This is a genomic window from Nocardioides sp. Leaf374 (genome assembly GCF_916862475.1).
GTDB classification, from domain to species: domain Bacteria; phylum Actinomycetota; class Actinomycetes; order Propionibacteriales; family Nocardioidaceae; genus Nocardioides; species Nocardioides kribbensis.
The window spans coordinates 26,278-43,618 of sequence record NZ_CAKASO010000024.1; the positions used below are offsets into that span (position 1 = coordinate 26,278).

16 protein-coding genes and 1 riboswitch are annotated in these 17,341 nt (G+C 74.8%); of the genes, 9 read left to right on the forward strand and 7 right to left on the reverse strand.

The features are described 5' to 3' along the window. Positions 1 to 5: 5 nt before the first annotated feature. Genes ybeY through LPA27_RS11965 form a run of 3 tightly spaced genes read left to right on the forward strand, consistent with a single transcriptional unit; the run spans position 6 to position 2,119 of the window. On the forward strand, positions 6 to 455 hold the full coding sequence (ybeY, locus tag LPA27_RS11955) for an rRNA maturation RNase YbeY (RefSeq protein ID WP_056864211.1): 450 nt from the start codon (positions 6 to 8) through the stop codon (positions 453 to 455). Between the two features lie 7 nt (positions 456 to 462). Continuing rightward, the gene (locus LPA27_RS11960; protein WP_056864212.1) at positions 463 to 1,770 is read left to right on the forward strand and encodes a hemolysin family protein; all 1,308 of its coding nucleotides are present in this window, start codon (positions 463 to 465) and stop codon (positions 1,768 to 1,770) included. Continuing rightward, a complete protein-coding gene (locus LPA27_RS11965; protein WP_056864213.1) occupies positions 1,763 to 2,119 on the forward strand; it encodes a hypothetical protein in 357 nt (118 codons plus the stop codon). Before LPA27_RS11960 ends, LPA27_RS11965 begins: the two co-directional genes overlap by 8 nt. Before the next feature lie 19 nt (positions 2,120 to 2,138). Here LPA27_RS11965 and thiD read toward each other — a convergent pair whose 3' ends face one another. Continuing rightward, positions 2,139 to 3,059: a bifunctional hydroxymethylpyrimidine kinase/phosphomethylpyrimidine kinase gene (gene thiD / locus LPA27_RS11970; protein ID WP_228942569.1), complete on the reverse strand. Its 921-nt coding sequence runs from the start codon at positions 3,057 to 3,059 to the stop codon at positions 2,139 to 2,141. Between the two features lie 20 nt (positions 3,060 to 3,079). Next, entirely contained in the window at positions 3,080 to 3,796 is a 717-nt protein-coding gene (gene thiE / locus LPA27_RS11975) for a thiamine phosphate synthase (RefSeq protein WP_228942570.1), read from the reverse strand. After that, positions 3,787 to 3,882, reverse strand: a riboswitch (TPP riboswitch). Its footprint overlaps the gene before it by 10 nt. Positions 3,883 to 3,950: 68 nt before the next feature. On the opposite strand from thiE, the gene LPA27_RS11980 reads away from it, so the two are divergent. Genes LPA27_RS11980 through era form a run of 4 tightly spaced genes read left to right on the forward strand, consistent with a single transcriptional unit; the run spans position 3,951 to position 8,427 of the window. Continuing rightward, on the forward strand, positions 3,951 to 5,327 hold the full coding sequence (locus LPA27_RS11980; protein WP_228942571.1) for an FAD-binding oxidoreductase: 1,377 nt from the start codon (positions 3,951 to 3,953) through the stop codon (positions 5,325 to 5,327). Next, complete coding sequence (locus LPA27_RS11985; RefSeq protein ID WP_228942572.1) at positions 5,324 to 6,607, forward strand: class I SAM-dependent methyltransferase; 1,284 nt, start codon at positions 5,324 to 5,326, stop codon at positions 6,605 to 6,607. The genes LPA27_RS11980 and LPA27_RS11985 overlap by 4 nt, the downstream gene beginning before the upstream one ends. Before the next feature lie 13 nt (positions 6,608 to 6,620). Continuing rightward, entirely contained in the window at positions 6,621 to 7,424 is an 804-nt protein-coding gene (locus LPA27_RS11990; protein ID WP_056903897.1) for a siderophore-interacting protein, read from the forward strand. Then, complete coding sequence (gene era / locus LPA27_RS11995) at positions 7,417 to 8,427, forward strand: GTPase Era (RefSeq protein ID WP_082500245.1); 1,011 nt, start codon at positions 7,417 to 7,419, stop codon at positions 8,425 to 8,427. The genes LPA27_RS11990 and era overlap by 8 nt, the downstream gene beginning before the upstream one ends. Before the next feature lie 33 nt (positions 8,428 to 8,460). Here the strand turns inward: era and LPA27_RS12000 are convergent, their stop codons facing one another. The 3 genes from LPA27_RS12000 to LPA27_RS12010 all read right to left on the reverse strand — a co-directional run bounded on the left by LPA27_RS12000 (position 8,461) and on the right by LPA27_RS12010 (position 10,767). After that, positions 8,461 to 9,324 (reverse strand): septum formation family protein, encoded by an 864-nt coding sequence (locus tag LPA27_RS12000; RefSeq protein WP_228942573.1) that lies wholly within the window; start codon positions 9,322 to 9,324, stop codon positions 8,461 to 8,463. After that, the gene (locus LPA27_RS12005; protein WP_228942574.1) at positions 9,321 to 10,175 is read right to left on the reverse strand and encodes a septum formation family protein; all 855 of its coding nucleotides are present in this window, start codon (positions 10,173 to 10,175) and stop codon (positions 9,321 to 9,323) included. Before LPA27_RS12005 ends, LPA27_RS12000 begins: the two co-directional genes overlap by 4 nt. 100 nt (positions 10,176 to 10,275) lie before the next feature. Beyond that, complete coding sequence (locus LPA27_RS12010; RefSeq protein ID WP_056864630.1) at positions 10,276 to 10,767, reverse strand: NAD(P)H-dependent oxidoreductase; 492 nt, start codon at positions 10,765 to 10,767, stop codon at positions 10,276 to 10,278. Positions 10,768 to 10,837: 70 nt separating this feature from the next. Here LPA27_RS12010 and LPA27_RS12015 point away from each other — a divergent pair, with 70 nt between their 5' ends. Beyond that, complete coding sequence (locus tag LPA27_RS12015) at positions 10,838 to 11,767, forward strand: LysR family transcriptional regulator (RefSeq protein WP_156718132.1); 930 nt, start codon at positions 10,838 to 10,840, stop codon at positions 11,765 to 11,767. Here LPA27_RS12015 and LPA27_RS12020 read toward each other — a convergent pair. Further along, positions 11,764 to 12,393, reverse strand: a complete 630-nt coding sequence (locus LPA27_RS12020; protein ID WP_228942575.1) for a helix-turn-helix transcriptional regulator — start codon at positions 12,391 to 12,393, stop codon at positions 11,764 to 11,766. The genes LPA27_RS12015 and LPA27_RS12020 overlap by 4 nt on opposite strands. Before the next feature lie 304 nt (positions 12,394 to 12,697). Here LPA27_RS12020 and leuA point away from each other — a divergent pair, with 304 nt between their 5' ends. Further along, positions 12,698 to 14,449, forward strand: coding sequence for a 2-isopropylmalate synthase (gene leuA / locus LPA27_RS12025; RefSeq protein WP_056903900.1), 1,752 nt, complete (start codon positions 12,698 to 12,700; stop codon positions 14,447 to 14,449). Between the two features lies 1 nt (position 14,450). On the opposite strand, the gene LPA27_RS12030 is transcribed toward leuA, so the two are convergent. Further along, positions 14,451 to 17,300 (reverse strand): ATP-binding protein, encoded by a 2,850-nt coding sequence (locus LPA27_RS12030; RefSeq protein WP_228942576.1) that lies wholly within the window; start codon positions 17,298 to 17,300, stop codon positions 14,451 to 14,453. Positions 17,301 to 17,341 lie beyond the last annotated feature (41 nt).

Genomic DNA, 17,341 nt, shown 5'->3' on the forward strand with positions numbered 1-17,341 from the left:
GCGGGATGAGCATCGAGGTCCTCGACGAGTCCGGCCGGGGTCTCGACGTGGCGCACCTGGCCGCGCTGAGCCGCTACGTCATGGACGCCATGCGGGTGCACCCCCTCGCCGAGCTGTGCATCAAGGCGGTCGACGAGGACACCATCGCCCAGCTCAACGAGCAGTGGATGGAGAAGGAGGGCCCCACCGACGTGCTGGCCTTCCCGATGGACGAGCTGCGTCCGGGACTGGTCGACGAGGAGCCCGAGGAGGGCGTGCTCGGCGACCTGGTGCTGTGCCCGGTGGTCGCGGAGCGGCAGGGCGAGACGGCCGGGCACGGCACGCTGGCCGAGCTGGAGCTGCTGACGACCCACGGCATCCTGCACCTGCTCGGCTACGACCACGCCGAGCCGGAGGAGCACCGGGAGATGTTCGGTCTCCAGGACGAGCTCCTCGCCGGCTGGCGCTCGCGGTGACCCGGCGGTGACCTCGGGCGATCTCGGGCTGCTGGTGACGGCGGCCGCCCTGGTCGTCCTCGCCGGCGTCTTCTCCGCGGCCGAGGCCGCGCTCGCGTCGTTCTCCCGCGCCCGGGCCGAGGAGCTGCTCGCCGAGGGGCGCCCCGGCGCGCGCCGGCTCGTCGTCCTGCTCGAGGACCCGCCGCGCTACCTCAACACCGCCCTGCTGCTGCGGCTGCTGTGCGAGATCTCGGCCATCGTGCTGGTCGCCGACCAGATCGACGAGGCCTACGACGGCGCGTGGTGGCGCAGCGTCGTCACGGCGATCCTCGTGATGCTGGTGGTCTCCTTCGTCGCCGTCGGGGTGGCCCCGCGCACGGTGGGACGCCAGCACGCCGAGACGGTGGCGCTGCTGTCGGCCGGCCCGCTGGCCGTCATCACGGGTGTCCTCGGCCCGCTGCCGCGACTGCTGATCGCGGTCGGCAACGCCATCACGCCGGGGCGGGGCTTCCGCGAGGGGCCCTTCTCCACCGAGACCGAGCTGCGCGAGCTCGTCGACCTGGCCGAGGCGTCCTCGGTGATCGAGACCAGCGAGCGCAAGATGATCCACTCCGTCTTCGAGCTCGGCGACACCACGGTGCGCGAGGTCATGGTGCCCCGCGGCGACGTGGTCTTCCTCGAGCGCCACAAGGACCTGCGCCAGGCGCTCTCGCTCTTCCTGCGCTCGGGCTACTCCCGCGTGCCCGTGGTGGAGGAGAACGTCGACCACATCGTCGGCATGGCCTACCTCAAGGACATCGTGCGCCGCGACTTCGAGGCCCCCGAGGTCGCGCTCACCCAGCGCATCGACGAGGTGATGCGCCCGGTGCACTGGGTGCCGGAGTCGAAGCCGGCCAATGCGCTCCTCACCGAGATGCAGGCGCGGCGCCAGCACGTCGCGGTGGTCGTCGACGAGTACGGCGGCACCGCCGGGCTCGTCACCATCGAGGACATCCTCGAGGAGATCGTCGGGGAGATCACCGACGAGTACGACGCCGAGGAGGTCGAGGTGGAGGTGCTCGGCGACGACGTCTTCCGGGTCTCCTCCCGCTATCCCGTCGACGACCTCGACGAGCTCTTCGGCCACCGGGTCGAGGAGGAGGACGTCGACTCCGTCGGCGGCCTCATGGCCAAGCACCTCGGTCTGGTGCCGATCGCCGGCTCCGAGGTGGAGGCCCACGGCCTGCGCTTCACCGCCGAGCAGACCACCGGGCGGCGCAACCGGATCGGCACCGTGCTGATCAGCCGCGTGCCCCCGCAGGACCCCGCCCACGACGACGAGGAGCACGATGACTGAGACCCGCACCGAGGAGACCTCCGCCGAGGACCGCAAGCTGGTGACCCTGGCGCGCGCCACCCGGGCCCGCACCGGGGCCGCGGAGGGCGCGGCGGTCCGCGACTCCGACGGACGCACCTACGCCGCCGCGACGGTGGCGCTGCCCTCGCTGGCCGTGTCGGCCGTCGGGGTCTGCGTGGCGATGGCCGTGGCCTCGGGCTCGAAGGGTCTGGAGGCCGTCGTCGTGCTCACCGACGCCGACGCGGTCGCCGACACCGACCTCGCCGCCGTGCGCGACCTGGCCGGGGCCGGGGTCGTGGTCCACCGCGGCGACGCCCGCGGCTCCCTGCTGGGCACCACCACCACCTGAGCCGCGCCGGGGGCCGGGGTCACCGGGCCGCGGCCCACAACGCGTGCAGGTGGTGCACGGGCCCGTGGCCCGTGCCGACCTCGAGCTCCGGTCCGTGCTCGATGGCGCCGCGGAGCCAGGCCTTGGCCGTGCGCGCCGAGCCGGCCCAGTCGGCGGTGCGGGCCAGCAGGGTGGCCATCGCCGCCGACAGCGAGCAGCCCGTGCCGTGGGTGCCGGTGCTCGCCAGCCGCCGCCCCGGCAGCTCGAGCAGGCCGCCCGGCACCACCGGCGCCGCGGCGGCGTCCACGAGGGCGTCGGGACAGCCGGCCTCCCCGCCGCGGTCGGAGGCGCTGCGCGCCAGGTGTCCTCCCTTGGCCAGCACGACCGCGCCGGTGCGCGCCGACAGCTCGGCCGCCTGCGAGAGCGCTCCCGACCAGTCGGGTGCCGCGGGCCGGTCGACCAGCACCGCCAGCTCGGCGAGGTTGGGCGTCAGCAGGTCGGCGCCGGCGCACAGGTCGCGCACCGCGGCCTCGGCGTCGGCGTCGAGGAGGCGGTGGCCGCTGGTGGAGACCATCACGGGGTCGAGCACCACCAGCGGCGGCGCCGTCCGCCCGAGCCACGCCGCGACCTCGCCGACCACGTCGGCGCGGGCCAGCATGCCGACCTTGACCGCGTCGACGGCGATGTCGTCGGAGACGGCGTCGAGCTGGGCGCGCAGGAAGGACGACGGCGGCACGTGCACGGCGCGCACCCCCTGGGTGTTCTGGGCCGTGAGGGCGCTGAGGGCGGCCATGCCGTAGCCGCCGTGGGCGGCGATGCTCTTGAGGTCGGCCTGCACGCCGGCGCCGCCGCTGGGGTCGCTCCCGGCGATGCTGAGCACGCGGGGCAGGTCCCTGGCGCGCAGGTCCGGTCGTGCCCGGCGCCCCGCGGTGGTGACGGGGCGGCTCACCGGGCGGCTCACCGGGTGGCTCCACGGGCGGCTCACGGGGCGCCCCAGGCGGTGACGAGGGCCGCGGCGGCGCGGCGCGGGTCGGGGGCGGCGCAGACGGCCGCGACGACGGCGGCTCCCGCCGCGCCCGCACCCCGCACCGCGGCGAGGTCGTCCGCGACGATGCCACCGATCGCCACGCAGGGCAGCCGCCCGGCCGCGGCCACGACGGCGGCGAGGCCGGTCGCGCCGGTCACCGGCGGGTGGTCGGCCTTGGTGGTGCTCGCGCGGTAGGCGCCGACCCCGAGGTAGTCGACCGTGCCGGGTGGCAGGTCGCCCGCGCGGGCGGCCAGCGCCGGGGTGGGGGTGGTCAGCCCGACCAGCGCGTCGGGGCCGACGAGGCGGCGTACGAGGTCGACGGGCAGGTCGCGCCGGCCCACGTGCACGCCGTCGACCGCTAGGCCGCGGGCCCGCGCGGCGAGCAGCACGTCGACGCGGTCGTCGACCACCAGGCGCGCCCGGTCGCGGCACAGCTCGGCCACCTCGCCCAGCAGCTCGAGCACCTGGCCGTCAGGCTCGGTCTTGGCGCGCAGCTGCACCCAGCCCACCCCGCCGTCGAGGGCGGCGGCCACCGTGGCCACCACGCCCCGCGGCCGGCAGGCACCGGTGTCGGCGACCAGCAGGACGCCGCCGGGGCGCCACCGGGCGGGGTCGGGCCGGATCGGGTCCGGCCGGATCGGGTCAGGCTGGATCGGGCGTGGCTGGTCCACGGCGACATCCCTTCGCTAGTGCGAGCTAGATCAGGTTCGACGGGTCTGCTCTCAGCCCGCGTCGGCGGGCACCCCGTGTCGTCCGCCACCGTACGACGGGGGGCGACACGGACCCGACACCTGGGCGACACGACCCGGGAGTAACGTGCGGCGAGTGGCTGAGAGCGGTGCTTGGAGACAGCATGAGGAGGCGGTCGCCCGCCTGCTGACGTCGTACGCGGACCTGGCGCCCGACGCCCCCGTGCGGCTGGCCAAGCGCACCTCCAACCTGTTCCGGCCCCGCACCGCGACCACGTCACCGGGCCTCGACGTGTCGGGCCTGACCGGCGTGATCGAGGTCGACCCCGGGCGGCGCACCGCCGAGGTGCAGGGCATGTGCACCTACGAGGACCTCGTGGCGGCCACGCTGGCCCACGGGCTCGTGCCCGAGGTGGTGCCGCAGCTGCGCACCATCACCCTCGGTGGCGCGGTCACCGGGCTGGGCGTGGAGTCGACGAGCTTCCGCCACGGGCTGCCCCACGAGTCGGTGCTGGAGATGGACGTGCTCACCGGCGCCGGCGAGATCGTCACGACCGGACCCGGCGAGGACCTCTTCGACACCTTCCCCAACTCCTACGGCTCGCTGGGCTACGCCACGCGGCTGCGGATCTCGCTGGTCGCGGTGCCGTCCTTCGTGGCCCTGCGCCACGTGCGCTTCGCCGACGCGAAGGAGCTGGCGGCGGGGATCGCGGCCGTGGTCGGGTCGGGGGAGCACGACGGGGTGCGGGTCGACGGTCTCGACGGCGTCGCGTTCTCCCCCGACGAGCTCTACCTCACGCTGGCCACCTTCACCGACCGACCCGGCGGTCCGGCGTCGGACTACACCGGCCAGCAGGTCTTCTACCGCTCCCTGCAGCAGCGCGAGCACGACGTGCTGACCACCGAGGACTACCTCTGGCGCTGGGACACCGACTGGTTCTGGTGCTCGGGGGCCTTCGGGGTGCAGCGCCCCGTCGTGCGCCGCCTGTGGCCGCGGCGCTGGCGTCGCTCCGACGTCTACCACCGCCTCGTCGGCCTCGACCAGCGCCTCGGCCTGGTCGACCGCCTCGACGCCCGCGCGGGCCGACCGCGCCGCGAGCGGGTGGTGCAGGACGTCGAGGTGCCCGTCGAGCGGCTGCCCGACTTCCTGGCGTGGTTCGACGACGAGGTCGGCATGCGCCCGGTGTGGCTGTGCCCGCTGGTCTCCCGCGGCACCAGCGGCGGCGGGCGCTGGCCCACCTACCCCCTCGAGCCCGGCGAGACCTACGTCAACGTCGGCTTCTGGGGCACCGTGCACGTCGGCGACGACGCCGACGACGGCCCGACCAACCGCGCCATCGAGGCCGAGGTGCACCGCCTCGGCGGGCACAAGTCCCTCTACTCCGAGGCCTTCTACGACCGCGAGACCTTCGACCGGCTCTACGACGGGGCGCACCTGGCCGCCGTCAAGGCCCGCGTCGACCCCGACGACAGACTCACCCACCTCTACGACAAGGCGGTGCGCAGGCAGTGACCGGCTCCACGACATCCACCCTCACCATCGGCCAGGCGGTCGAGACCCTGCTGCGCGACGGCATGCCGGTGCGGTTCCGGGCCTACGACGGCTCCGTCGCGGGCCCGCCCGACGCCGAGCTCGGCCTCGAGCTGCGCACCCCGCGCGGGCTGTCGTACCTGCTCACCGCGCCCGGCGACCTGGGCATGGCGCGCGCCTACGTCTCCGGCGACCTGGTCGTGCACGGCGTGCACCCCGGCGACCCCTACGCCGTCATGCGGCTCCTGCAGAACCACCTGCGCTTCCGCAAGCCCACCCCCGGCGAGCTCGTGACCCTCGTGCGCGGGCTCGGCCTGGGGCACCTCAAGCCGCCGCCGCCCCCGCCGCAGGAGCACCTGCCGCGCTGGCGACGCGCCGTGGAGGGCCTGCGCCACTCCCTGACGCGCGACGCCGAGGTCATCAGCCACCACTACGACGTCTCCAACGCCTTCTACCGCCACGTGCTGGGCCCCTCGATGGCCTACACCTGCGCCGTCTACCCCGACGCCGACGCCTCGCTGGAGGAGGCGCAGGCCGAGAAGTTCGACCTCGTGTGCCGCAAGCTCGACCTCAAGCCGGGACAGCGCCTGCTCGACGTGGGCTGCGGCTGGGGAGGCATGGTGCGCCACGCCGCGCGGGAGTACGGCGTGAAGGCGCTCGGCGTGACGCTGTCGCGCGAGCAGGCGTCGTGGGCCAAGGAGGCCATCGACCGCGACGGCCTGGGCGACCTCGCCGAGGTGCGCCACAGCGACTACCGCGAGGTGCTCGAGACCGACTTCGACGCGGTCAGCTCGATCGGCCTGCTCGAGCACGTCGGCGTGCGCAACTACCCGGCGTACTTCTCCTTCCTGCGCGAGCGGCTGCGCCCCGAGGGCCGGCTGCTCAACCACTGCATCACCCGCCACGACAACGCGGTCACCGAGACCGGGGCGTTCATCGACCGCTACGTCTTCCCCGACGGCGAGCTCACCGGGTCGGGCACGATCATCGCCACCGCCCAGGACGCGGGGCTGGAGGTCGTGCACGAGGAGAACCTGCGCCGCCACTACGCGATGACCCTGCGCGACTGGTGCGCCAACCTCGTCGAGCACTGGGACGAGTGCGTGGCCGAGGTCGGCGAGGGCACGGCCCGGGTGTGGGGGCTCTACATGGCCGGCTCGCGGCTCGGCTTCGAGCGCAACGAGATCCAGCTGCACCAGGTGCTGGCGGTGCGCACCGGCGAGGACGGCTCCGACGGATTGCCGCTGCGGCCCACCTGGTGACTAACCTCGTCCGGTGAGCACCCGCGCCCAGCAGTACGCCGCCGTGGTGCTGCGTCGCGAGCAGCGCAGCGACCACCTCGTGCGCCTGGTCCTCGGCGGGCCCGGTCTGGCCGGGTTCGTCTCGACCGGGGTGCCCGACGAGTGGGTGGGCCTCGTGGTGCCGGGCCAGTTCCAGAGCCGCTACTACACGGTGCGCTCCTGGGACGGCACCGAGCTCGTGCTCGACGTCGTCGTGCACGACGTCGGCCTGGTCACCGAGTGGGCGGCCCGGCCGGCCGAGGAGCTGGTGGGGGAGACCGTCACGGTCACCGAGCCCAAGGGCTCCTTCGCCATGCCGGCGGGAGCGGCCTGGCTGATGCTGGTCGGCGACCTCACCGCCCTGCCGGCCATGGCCCGCATCGCCCAGACGACCACCCGGGCCGACGGCGCGAGGGCCGCGGTGCCGACCCGGATCTGGGTCGAGGTGCCCGAGGTGCCGACCGGCTACCTGCCCGAGGGCCTCGACGTGACCTGGCTGCCGCAGCCCGGCGAGGGCCGCTCCCGGCTGGCCGAGGTCGTCGAGGAGCTGGACTGGCCCGCCGACGAGGGATACTTCTGGATGGCGGGGGAGTCCTCGCAGATGCGGGCGATCCGCAAGCACCTGATGCGCGAGCGGTCGCTGCCCAGCACGGCCTACGACGTGATGGGCTACTGGCGCGGAGGCGCCACCCGTCAGCCGCGCGCGGTCGACCCCGGCCCCATCTGGCGGGCCGGCAAGGCAGCGGGCAAGACCGACGAGCAGATCTGGGCCGACTACGACGAGGCGCGACATGAGTGAGACCCCCACGACCCCCGGCAGCAGGTCGGGCCGCACGTCCGGCGAGCGCCTCGACGACCACCGCGCGGGCGGCGGCGCCGACGGGAGCGCCGGCTTCCGCAGCGGCTTCGCCTCCTTCGTTGGCCGGCCCAACGCCGGCAAGTCCACGCTGACCAACGCGCTGGTGGGCTCGAAGGTGGTCATCACCTCCTCCAAGCCCCAGACCACCCGCACGGTGGTGCGTGGCATCGTGCACCGCCCCGACTCCCAGCTCGTGCTGGTCGACACCCCGGGGCTGCACCGCCCCCGCACCCTGCTCGGCGAGCGGCTCAACGACCTGGTCAAGACCACGCTGGCCGAGGTCGACGTCGTCGCCGTCTGCTTCCCCGCCAACGAGAAGATCGGGCCCGGGGACCGTTTCATCGTCGCCGAGATGGCCAAGGTGCGTCGCACGACCAAGGTCGCCATCGCCACCAAGACCGACCTCGCCACGCCCGAGCAGATCGGTCAGCACCTGCTCGACATCGCCGCGCTCGGCGCCGAGACCGGCATCGAGTGGGCCGAGATCGTGCCGGTCTCGGCCCAGGCCGGCGACCAGGTCGAGCTGCTCCAGGACCTGCTCGTCGCGCTGCTGCCGACCGGCCCGCAGCTCTACCCCGACGGCGAGCTCAGCGACGCCCCCGAGGAGGCGATCGTGGCCGAGCTGATCCGCGAGGCCGCCCTCGAGGGGGTGCGCGACGAGCTGCCGCACTCCATCGCCGTCGTGGTCGAGGAGATGGGGCTGCGCGAGGACCGCCCCGAGGACCGCCCGCTGCTCGACATCCACGCATCGGTCTTCGTGGAGCGCGACTCGCAGAAGGGGATCATGATCGGCCACAAGGGCTCGCGCCTGCGCAAGGTCGGCTCCGACGCCCGCGTGCAGATCGAGGCGCTGCTCGGCACCCCGGTCTACCTCGACCTGCGCGTCAAGATCGCCAAGGACTGGCAGCGCGACCCCCGCCAGCTGCGCCGGCTCGGCTTCTGAGCCCACCGCCGCGGAGCCGGTCCGTCGGACCGGTCAGTCCGGCACCCAGCACAGGCCGTAGGTCTGCCCGTCGGCCCACTGCTCGGCGGTGGGCCACTCGTAGCCCCAGCGGAAGCTGAGCGGGTCGGCCGCGGCGTCGCGCCCGGCGTCCTCGCACGGCGCCTCCCCCCGGGTGCGCACCGCGTCGACCCCCGGGTAGGCGCCGGTGCCGAGGTCGACCACCGAGATCGCCCGCCAGGAGTGCGGGCGCGAGCACACGACGCGGGAGAACCCCGCGGTGCCCGGTTCGGCGGTGCCGCACACGCCGTAGCGCGCGCGACCGGCCTCGGTGTCCAGCACGCCGGCGAGGACCCCGGTGAGAGGGGCGAGCCGCTCGTCGGCGGCCAGCGCGATGACGTCGCAGCGGTACCAGTCGGCGCCGGCGTCGGACTCCTCCACCGTGGGGGTGAACCACACCGCGCGCAGCATGCTCAGCCGGCGGTCGGCCTGCGTGCCGCCGAGGAAGCCGGCCAGGCGCCCGGGGCAGGTGCGCGCCACGGCGGCCTGGACCCGGTCGGAGTCGATGGCCAGCAGGTGGCCCCCCGCGAGCGCGTCGACGGTGCCGACGGCGAAGGTGCGCGCCGTGTCGCCCCCGCAGTCCACCGGGCGGGCGTCGACGGTCGGCGCCAGGGCCGCGGCGTACGACAGGCGGTAGCAGGCGCCCTCCGCGGGCCGCGCCACCGGCTCGGCCGTCGGGGGAGCGGTCGGGGTGGGGCTCGCCGAGGCCGACCCGGAGCCCGACGGTGTCGAGGAGGACGACGGCTGCGGGTCGCCGGAGCCGCCGCTGCACGCGGCGAGCAGGGGGAGCACGAGGGCGAGGGCGCCCAGACGGGTGCGCAGGCGGCGCAGGCGGGTCACCGGTCGGTCCTCGCCCAGCACACCGAGCGGCGGTTGCCGCCGTCCCACTCGGCCTCGTGGAAGTAGGTGTAGCCGTACTCGTAGGTGGGCGGGTAGCCCAGCCACGCCCCCACCGACTCCGAGCAGAAGTCGCGGGAGCGGACCTCGGAGAGCCGGTCGCCGGGATAGGGGTCGCCGGCCTCGCCGAGCTTGATGGTGGTGACGGCGCGCCAGGTGTGGGGCTCGCTGCACGGCACCCGCGGCGACCCGGCGACGGTCGCGCCGTCGGCGCAGACCAGCCACCGGTCGTCGACGCGTCCGGTCAGCAGGCCCTCGGCGGTCTCGGGGAGCTCGACGTACTCCTCGCTCTGCTCGCTGCCGCCGACCAGGTCGCACCGGTACCACCGCGCGCCCTCGTCCCAGGCGGCCTCCGACGGGCGGAACCACGCCCACGCCACCACGGTGCGCATGACGGTGCTCTCGTCGGCGCCGAGGAAGGCCATCTGCTGGGCCGAGCAGGTGTCGTAGGCGAAGGCACCCAGGCGCGGGTCGTCGTAGGCGGCGTCGGAGAGCTCGTCGGGCAGCGGGCCCACGGCGTAGGTCTGGGCGGTGTGCGGCTCGGAGCAGTCGACGGTGCGCGTGGCGTCGGAGGGCTGCGCGACGTCGTCGGGGGTGAGCACGCGGCACGCGCCCAGCTCGGGCGCCTCGACGGCGTCGACCTGGGCGGGGTCGACCTCGGGGTCGGCCTGGGCGCCCCCGCTGCAGGCGCTCAGCAGCGCGGTGAGGGCGAGGGTGGCCAGCACGGCGGTGGGCCCGGGGCGCGGGCGCCGTCGGGGCACCAGCGAGGCGTGGGGCAGCGGTGCGTGGGGCAACGCGCTCCTCCGGTGCTGGTCTCGGCCCGGCGCGACGCCGGGTGGTGGGGCGGACACCGGGATGCTACCGGTGGGGGCGCCGGCGAGGGGCGGGAGTGGCTCAGGCGTCGGGCGACACCAGGGCGGCCAGCGTGGCGCCGAGCTCGTAGGCCGCGTCGCGGGCCCGTCGGTCGACGTCGCCGACCACCTCCAGCACAGCGGCCGCCTGCCGCCACGGCAGCGCCCCGGTGATCGTGAGCACCGACCGGGTCGCGCCGGTGGTGTCGTAGCGCCCGTGCACCCACAGCCCGAAGGGCGTGCTGGCGCCCGCGCCGGAGGCGGCGGAGCCGTCGTCGGACAGCGAGCCGCCGACCTCCAGGAAGACGGAGTCGAAGAAGTGCTTGAGCGCTCCCGACATGTAGCCGAAGTTGGCCGGGGTGCCGAGCACGAGGCCGTCGGCGGCGAGCACGTCCTCGGGGCCCGCCGACAGCGCGTCGCGCACGACCACCTCGACGCCGGTGACCTCCTCGTCGTGGGCCCCGGCCTCGACCCGGTCGGCCAGCTCCGCGACGACGGCGGTGGGGGCGTGGTGCACGAGGAGGAGCCGGCTCATGGGCCGACCGTAGCGGCCGGTCACCGCGCTGCGGGGGTGCGGCAGCGCCGCGGGCACTAGCGTGCTGCCCGTGAGCTCCCTCCCCGACCTGCCGGCGCTGCGGCTGCTCGTCGACGTGGCCCGGCTGGGCAGCATCGGCGCGGCCGGACGCGCGGCGGGGATCTCCCAGCAGAGCGCGTCGGAGCGGCTGCGGGCGGTCGAGACGCAGACCGGGCTCTCGCTGGTGCAGCGCTCCACCAGCGGCTCGACCCTCACCGCCCACGGTCGCCTGCTCGTGGAGTGGAGCCAGGACCTGCTCGACCGGGCCGACGAGCTCGACCTCGCGCTGCGGACCCTGCGCTCGGAGGGCGCGCGGGAGCTCCACGTCTACGCCAGCATGACCACCGCGGAGTTCCTGCTCCCGCGCTGGCTCGTGCGGCTGCGCCAGCAGCGCGCGGCCGGGACGGCCGCGCCGGTGGCGGTCAGCCTGCACGCGACCAACTCCGAGACCGTGGTCGCCGCGGTGCGCGACGGCAGCGCCGGGCTCGGCTTCGTGGAGGGGCCGGTCGACCTCCACGGGCTGGCCACGCGGCCGGTGGGCACCGACGAGCTGGTGCTGGTGGCGGCGCCCGACGACCCGTGGGCGAGCCGGCGCACCCCGCTGCCGGCCGCCGGGGTCGCGGCGCGGGCGCTGACCACCCGCGAGCCGGGCTCCGGCACCCGCCGCGTGCTGGAGGACGCCCTGGCCGCGGCGGGGCACGTGGCGTCGGCGCCGGAGGTGGAGCTGACCACCAATGCCGCGGTGCTGGCCGCCGTGCGTGCGGGCAGCCCGCCGGCCTTCCTCAGCCGCTGGGCGGTGCGCCGCGACGTGGAGGCGGGCGACGTGGTCGAGGTCGCTACCACCGGGCTGGACCTCCACCGGGTGCTGACCGCGGTCTGGCAGGGCAGCTCGCGACCGCCGGCGGGGCCGGTGAGGGACCTGCTGGCCATCGCCGCCGGCCCGGGCGAGGCCCGGCGCTAGCCGGTCCAGCCCTGGCGGTGCGCCCAGGCCACGGCCTGCGTGCGGCGGCTCACCCCGGTCTTGGCGTAGACCTGGCGGACGTAGGTCTTCACCGAGTTGACGCTCACGAAGAGGGCCTCGGCGATCTCGCTGTTGGACAGCCCCCGGCACAGGAGGACGAGCACCTCCGACTCGCGGCCCGACAGGCCCGGGAAGGCCGGTGGACCCGCCTGGGCCGGCACGGCCTCGCCGCGGTGGACCGCCTCCACCGCGACCACGAGCTCGGCCGCCGGGGCGGTCTTGGCGACCCAGCCGTCGGCGCCCGCGTCCAGCGCGCGCTCGACCGCCGAGGCGTGGGTCTGCCAGGTGTGGACGAGCACCGGGACCCCGGGGGCGTGCGCGAGCCAGGCCAGGAGCCGGGCCTCGTGGCCCGGACCGGGGGTGAAGGGGTCGCACAGCACGAGGTCGACGCCGGCCAGGGCCCTCGGCTCCTCGAGGACCTCGTCGGGCAGGAGGTCGACCACGACACGGTGACGGTAGGGCGTCAGCATCCCGACCAGCCCCGCGGCCACCAGCTCCGACTCCGCCAGCACCCCGACGCGCAGCGGCGGTCGCGCGCGGGACGGAGCAGGAGGTGGTGCGGTCACGGAACGGGAACCTAATCGTGAGCACGACACGAGTGACATGGGGACGCCTCGCCCGGAGGGGTGAAATTTTCGTGAACCGGCCCGTGGGCGCCGGCCGGGTCGACGAACGGCCCGAGGGGTGGGACGACGCCCGTGCCGGCGCGGGCCCGCCCGGGGCTGGGCTATGGTGGTCGCCTCATGACGCGACAGCTGCTCCTCCTCCTTCGCTGCCGCAGCGAGGTCTGAGCCAGAGCCGGACCCCCTCGCTGCGGAGTGCACCAGTGCGCGCCGGCCGCCCACGGCCCCACCCAGCGAGGACCTGACCATGAGCAGCACCCGGATCGACCTGAGCAACACCCACAACGCCCAGCGCCCCAGCGGCATGCCGGTGCACCGCTACGAGGCGTTCCAGCCCGTCGACCTGCCCGACCGCACCTGGCCCACCCGCAAGATCACCCACGCCCCGCGGTGGCTCTCGACCGACCTGCGCGACGGCAACCAGGCGCTGATCGACCCGATGACCCCGGCGCGCAAGCTGGAGATGTTCGACCTGCTGGTGCGCATGGGCTACAAGGAGATCGAGGTCGGCTTCCCGTCGGCGAGCCAGACCGACTTCGACTTCGTGCGCCAGTTGGTGGAGGGCGACCGCATCCCCGACGACGTCCGCATCTCGGTGCTGACCCAGGCCAGGGAGGACCTCATCGAGCGCACCGTGGAGTCGCTGGTGGGCGCCGACCGCGCCACCGTGCACCTCTACAACGCCACCGCCCCGCTGTTCCGTCGCGTCGTGTTCGGGGTGACGCCGCAGGAGTGCACCAGCATCGCGGTGCGCGGCACCGAGCTGGTGATGAAGTACGCCGAGCAGCACCTGGGCCGGGCCATCGAGGAGTTCGGCTACCAGTACTCCCCGGAGATCTTCACCCAGTCCGAGACCGACTTCGCCCTGTCGGTGTGCGAGGCGGTCTCCGACGTGTGGCAGCCCGAGCCGGGCCGCGAGATCATCCTCAACCTGCCGGCGACCGTCGAGATGTCGACGCCCAACACCTACGCCGACCAGATCGAGTACTTCTCGCGCGGCCTGACCCGGCGCGAGGTCAGCGCCATCTCGCTGCACCCGCACAACGACCGCGGCACGGCGGTGGCCGCCACCGAGCTGGCCCTGATGGCCGGTGCCGACCGCGTCGAGGGCTGCCTGTTCGGCCACGGCGAGCGCACCGGCAACGTGTGCCTGGTGACCCTGGGGATGAACCTCTTCAGCCAGGGCATCGACCCCCAGATCGACTTCGCCGTCGGCGGCGGCATCGACGAGGTGCGCCGCACGGTGGAGTACTGCACCCAGCTGCCGGTGCACCCGCGCCACCCCTACGCCGGCGACCTCGTCTACACCGCCTTCTCCGGGTCGCACCAGGACGCCATCAAGAAGGGCCTGGAGGACCTCGACCGCCAGGCCGCCGAGCAGGGCCGCCCCGTCGGGGAGATCCGCTGGGAGGCGCCCTACCTGCCCATCGACCCCAAGGACGTCGGTCGCACCTACGAGGCCGTGATCCGGGTCAACAGCCAGTCCGGCAAGGGCGGGGTGGCCTACGTGCTCAAGGCCGAGCACAAGCTCGACCTGCCCCGCCGCGCGCAGATCGAGTTCAGCCGCGTGGTCCAGGAGCGCACCGACGCCGAGGGCGGCGAGATCACGCCCGACGAGATCTGGGCGGTCTTCCGCGCGGAGTACCTCGACCGGGAGGCCCCGCTGCGCCTCGACGCGGTGCACACCAGCTCCGCGGCCGGGGAGAAGGACGCCCTCGACGTGAACGTCTTCGTCGACGGGCAGGCCCAGTCGCTGCACGGCACCGGCAACGGCCCGCTCTCGGCCTTCTGCGACGCCATCAACGCGCTCCCGCAGGACTGGGACGTGCGGATCCTCGACTACGCCGAGCACGCGCTGACCGCCGGTGGCGACTCGCTGGCCGCGGCGTACGTCGAGTGCTCGGTGCGCGACCGCATCTACTGGGGCGTCGGCGTGGACGCCAACATCGTCACGGCCTCCCTGCAGGCCGTGGTGAGCGCCGTCAACCGCGCCGGCTGAGTCAGGCCGGCACGGGCCGGTGGCTCGGGTCGCCCACGGGGCGGCTCGGGCCACCGCTGTGCAGCAGCGGCAGCCGCACGGTGAAGGTGGCGCCCTCCAGGTGGGCCGACCGCACCCGGATCCGACCGCCGTGGGCCTCGACGATCGCGGCCACGATGGCCAGGCCCAGGCCCGTGCCCTGGATCGCCTCGGTGTGGGCGGTGGAGCTGCGGAAGAAGCGCTTGAAGAGGTCCTCCTGCTCGTCGAGCGGGATCCCGAGACCGGTGTCGGTGACGCTGAGCACCGCCTCGTCGCCCTCCTGGGAGAGCCGGGCGCGCACGACGCCGCCGTCCTCGGTGAACTTCATCGCGTTGCTGACGAGGTTGACCATCACGCGCTCGAGCTGCGGACGGTCGCCCAGCACGTGCAGCGGGCCCGTCGGGGTCTCGAAGGTGACCGTGAGGTCGCGCCCGGCCAGCAGCGGCTGCACGGAGTCCTCGACCAGGCCCAGGCAGGCGGCCAGGTCGACCTCCTCGCTGCGCCAGGTCACGTCGTCGCTGTCGAGGCCGCTGAGCATGAGCAGGTCGTTGCACAGGGCGATGAGGCGCTCGCCGTTGCGCGCGATGGTCTCGAAGAGGCGCAGCTGCTCGGGCAGCGGCTCGACGATGGAGCCGTCCTGCAGCATCTCGGTGAAGCCGACGATGCTGGTGATGGGGGTGCGCAGCTCGTGCGACACCGTGGAGACGAACTCGGTCTTGGCCTCGTCGAGGGCGCGCAGCCGCTCGACGGCCGTGCGCTCCTTGTCGAGCGCCGCGGCCAGCATGTCCTGGCTGCGGCGCTGCTGCGTGACGTCGCGCCCCACGCAGAGGTAGCCGACGCCGGTCGACAGCGAGGGGTCGGTCGCGCTCAGGGTCACCGAGATCACCCGGGGGCTGCCGTCGCCCCCGACGAAGGTCCACTCGCGGGCGCGGGTCTCCCCGTGACCGGCCTCCGCCACCAGGGCGGCGAAGGCGGCCCGCAGGTCGGTGGTGCCGGTGCGGGCCAGCAGCTGCTCGCGGTCGAGCAGGTCCACGAAGCGGCGACCGACCACCTCGTGGGGCTGGTGGCCCAGCAGCTGCACGGCGCCGGTGTTGACCACCTCGATGCAGCCCTCGGGGCTCAGGCCGAGCAGGGCGGTGCCGATCGGGGCCCGCATGAGGTGGCTGACCAGCCCCGCACTGGCGCGCTCGGTGGTGACGTCGATGCCGGTCATCACCCCGAAGGCCGGGAAGCCGTGCTCGTCGCGCACGACGTTGCTGCTCCACACGATGCGGCGTCGCTCGCCGCTGCGGGTGAGGGCCTCGCCCTCGCGCACCACCGGGGCGCCGGAGCGGTTGGGCCACACGAAGAGGGCGTCGAGGTCGCCGGAGCCGGGGGCCAGGCCGGTCTCCCCGACGAGGCGGCCGAGCAGCTCGGTCTCGCCGTAGCCGGTGGCGCGCGTGGTGGCCGCGTTGACGCGCACCACGCGGCCGCTGAGGTCGGTGACCAGGATGAGCGCGTCGGTGGTGTCGAGGGTGGCGCTGGTGAGCTTCTGCGCGGCCTCGAGCTGGCGTCGGGCGCTGTGCTCGCGGGAGACGTCCAGCAGCTGAGCGGAGTAGACCAGCCCCCCGTCGAGCTCGCGGTCGATCACCCCCAGGGCGACGTCGACCCGTGCTCCCTCGCGACCGGTCACCCCCACGGTGGACTGCCAGCTGCGGATGCGTCCGGTGCTCAGCCCCACGACGAGGTCGGGCAACGACTGGGGGGTGACCAGCAGCCCGCCCAGGTCACGACCGAGCAGGCTCTCGCGGCCCGCGCCGAGCACGGCCGCGGCGGCGTCGTTGATGTCGACGACGACCAGGTCGGCGCCCTCGGCGCGCAGCAGCACCTGGCCGAGCAGCGACTCGGTGAAGTTGCGCCGGAAGAGCAGGCCGTCGGAGCGGATCCGCTCGAGGAGGTCGGCGCGCTGGGCGACGACGATGGCCAGGGGCAGGGTGATGAGCACCGCGCAGACGAGGTAGCCCTGGGTGAGCGTCGCCGCGGCGAGGCCACCGAGGGCGGCCGCGTCGGCGGCGTTGCCGAGCGGCCCCCACCCGAGGTCGGTGACGTAGGTCGTCAGCACCGCGAAGCCGGCCAGCTCCACGGTAGCCGTGCGGAGGTCGAAGCGCAGGCCGGCCCAGGCCAGCAGCACGAAGGGCACGAAGGCCAGCGGCAGCGACTGGGCGGGGGAGAAGACGACCAGCGTGGCGACCAGCAGCGCCGCCACGTGCACCGCCAGCTCCTCGCTGCGCCCCCGCGGGCGACGGCGCGTCGTCGCCGCGAGCGCGATCGGGGCGATCACGAGGGTCGAGGCGGCGTGCGCGGCGAGCACCGAGACCGCGGCCTCGCCCGGGGAGCCGCCCGGCACCAGCGTGGCCACCGTGAGGGCGGCACCCGCCGCCACCGTGGCCCCGCCGGCCAGGGCGGCGAGCACCAGCCGCACGAAGTCGTCGGCCCCCGCGAGCCCGGGGGTCCCGCCCGCCCGGCCCCGCCCCAGGCGCAGCACGAGACCCGCGACGAGGGCCTCGGCGGCGTTGGCGGCGCCGAAGGCGGTGGCGACGTCGAGGGGACGGCCCCCGGTCACGTTGGCGGCCGCGGTCACCACCACGAGCGCGGCCACCGTCAGCGGCACGGCCAGTCGGCCCGGACGGGCGCAGGCGACCAGCACGACCGCGATGCCGGCGGCCGGCCACCACGCCGCCACCGGGCGGTCGGCGGGGGCCAGCGCGACCGCCCCGACGGCTGCGGCGTAGGTCGCCACGAGCAGCAGGACCGACGCCCTCAGGGTCAGGGGTCGACCGCCGTGCTCGCTCATGGCGGGCATTCTCCCCGGTGCCGGAGCCGCTCGCAGTACAT

What these genes read in the sequence shown, in the direction of transcription:
- ybeY (WP_056864211.1), top strand. Translation starts at nt 6, where the DNA reads ATGAGCATCGAGGTCCTCGACGAGTCCGGCCGGGGTCTCGACGTGGCG.
- leuA (WP_056903900.1), top strand. Translation starts at nt 12,698, where the DNA reads ATGAGCAGCACCCGGATCGACCTGAGCAACACCCACAACGCCCAGCGC.
- LPA27_RS11965 (WP_056864213.1), top strand. Translation starts at nt 1,763, where the DNA reads ATGACTGAGACCCGCACCGAGGAGACCTCCGCCGAGGACCGCAAGCTG.
- LPA27_RS12030 (WP_228942576.1), bottom strand. Translation starts at nt 17,300, where the DNA reads ATGAGCGAGCACGGCGGTCGACCCCTGACCCTGAGGGCGTCGGTCCTG.
- era (WP_082500245.1), top strand. Translation starts at nt 7,417, where the DNA reads ATGAGTGAGACCCCCACGACCCCCGGCAGCAGGTCGGGCCGCACGTCC.
- LPA27_RS12010 (WP_056864630.1), bottom strand. Translation starts at nt 10,767, where the DNA reads ATGAGCCGGCTCCTCCTCGTGCACCACGCCCCCACCGCCGTCGTCGCG.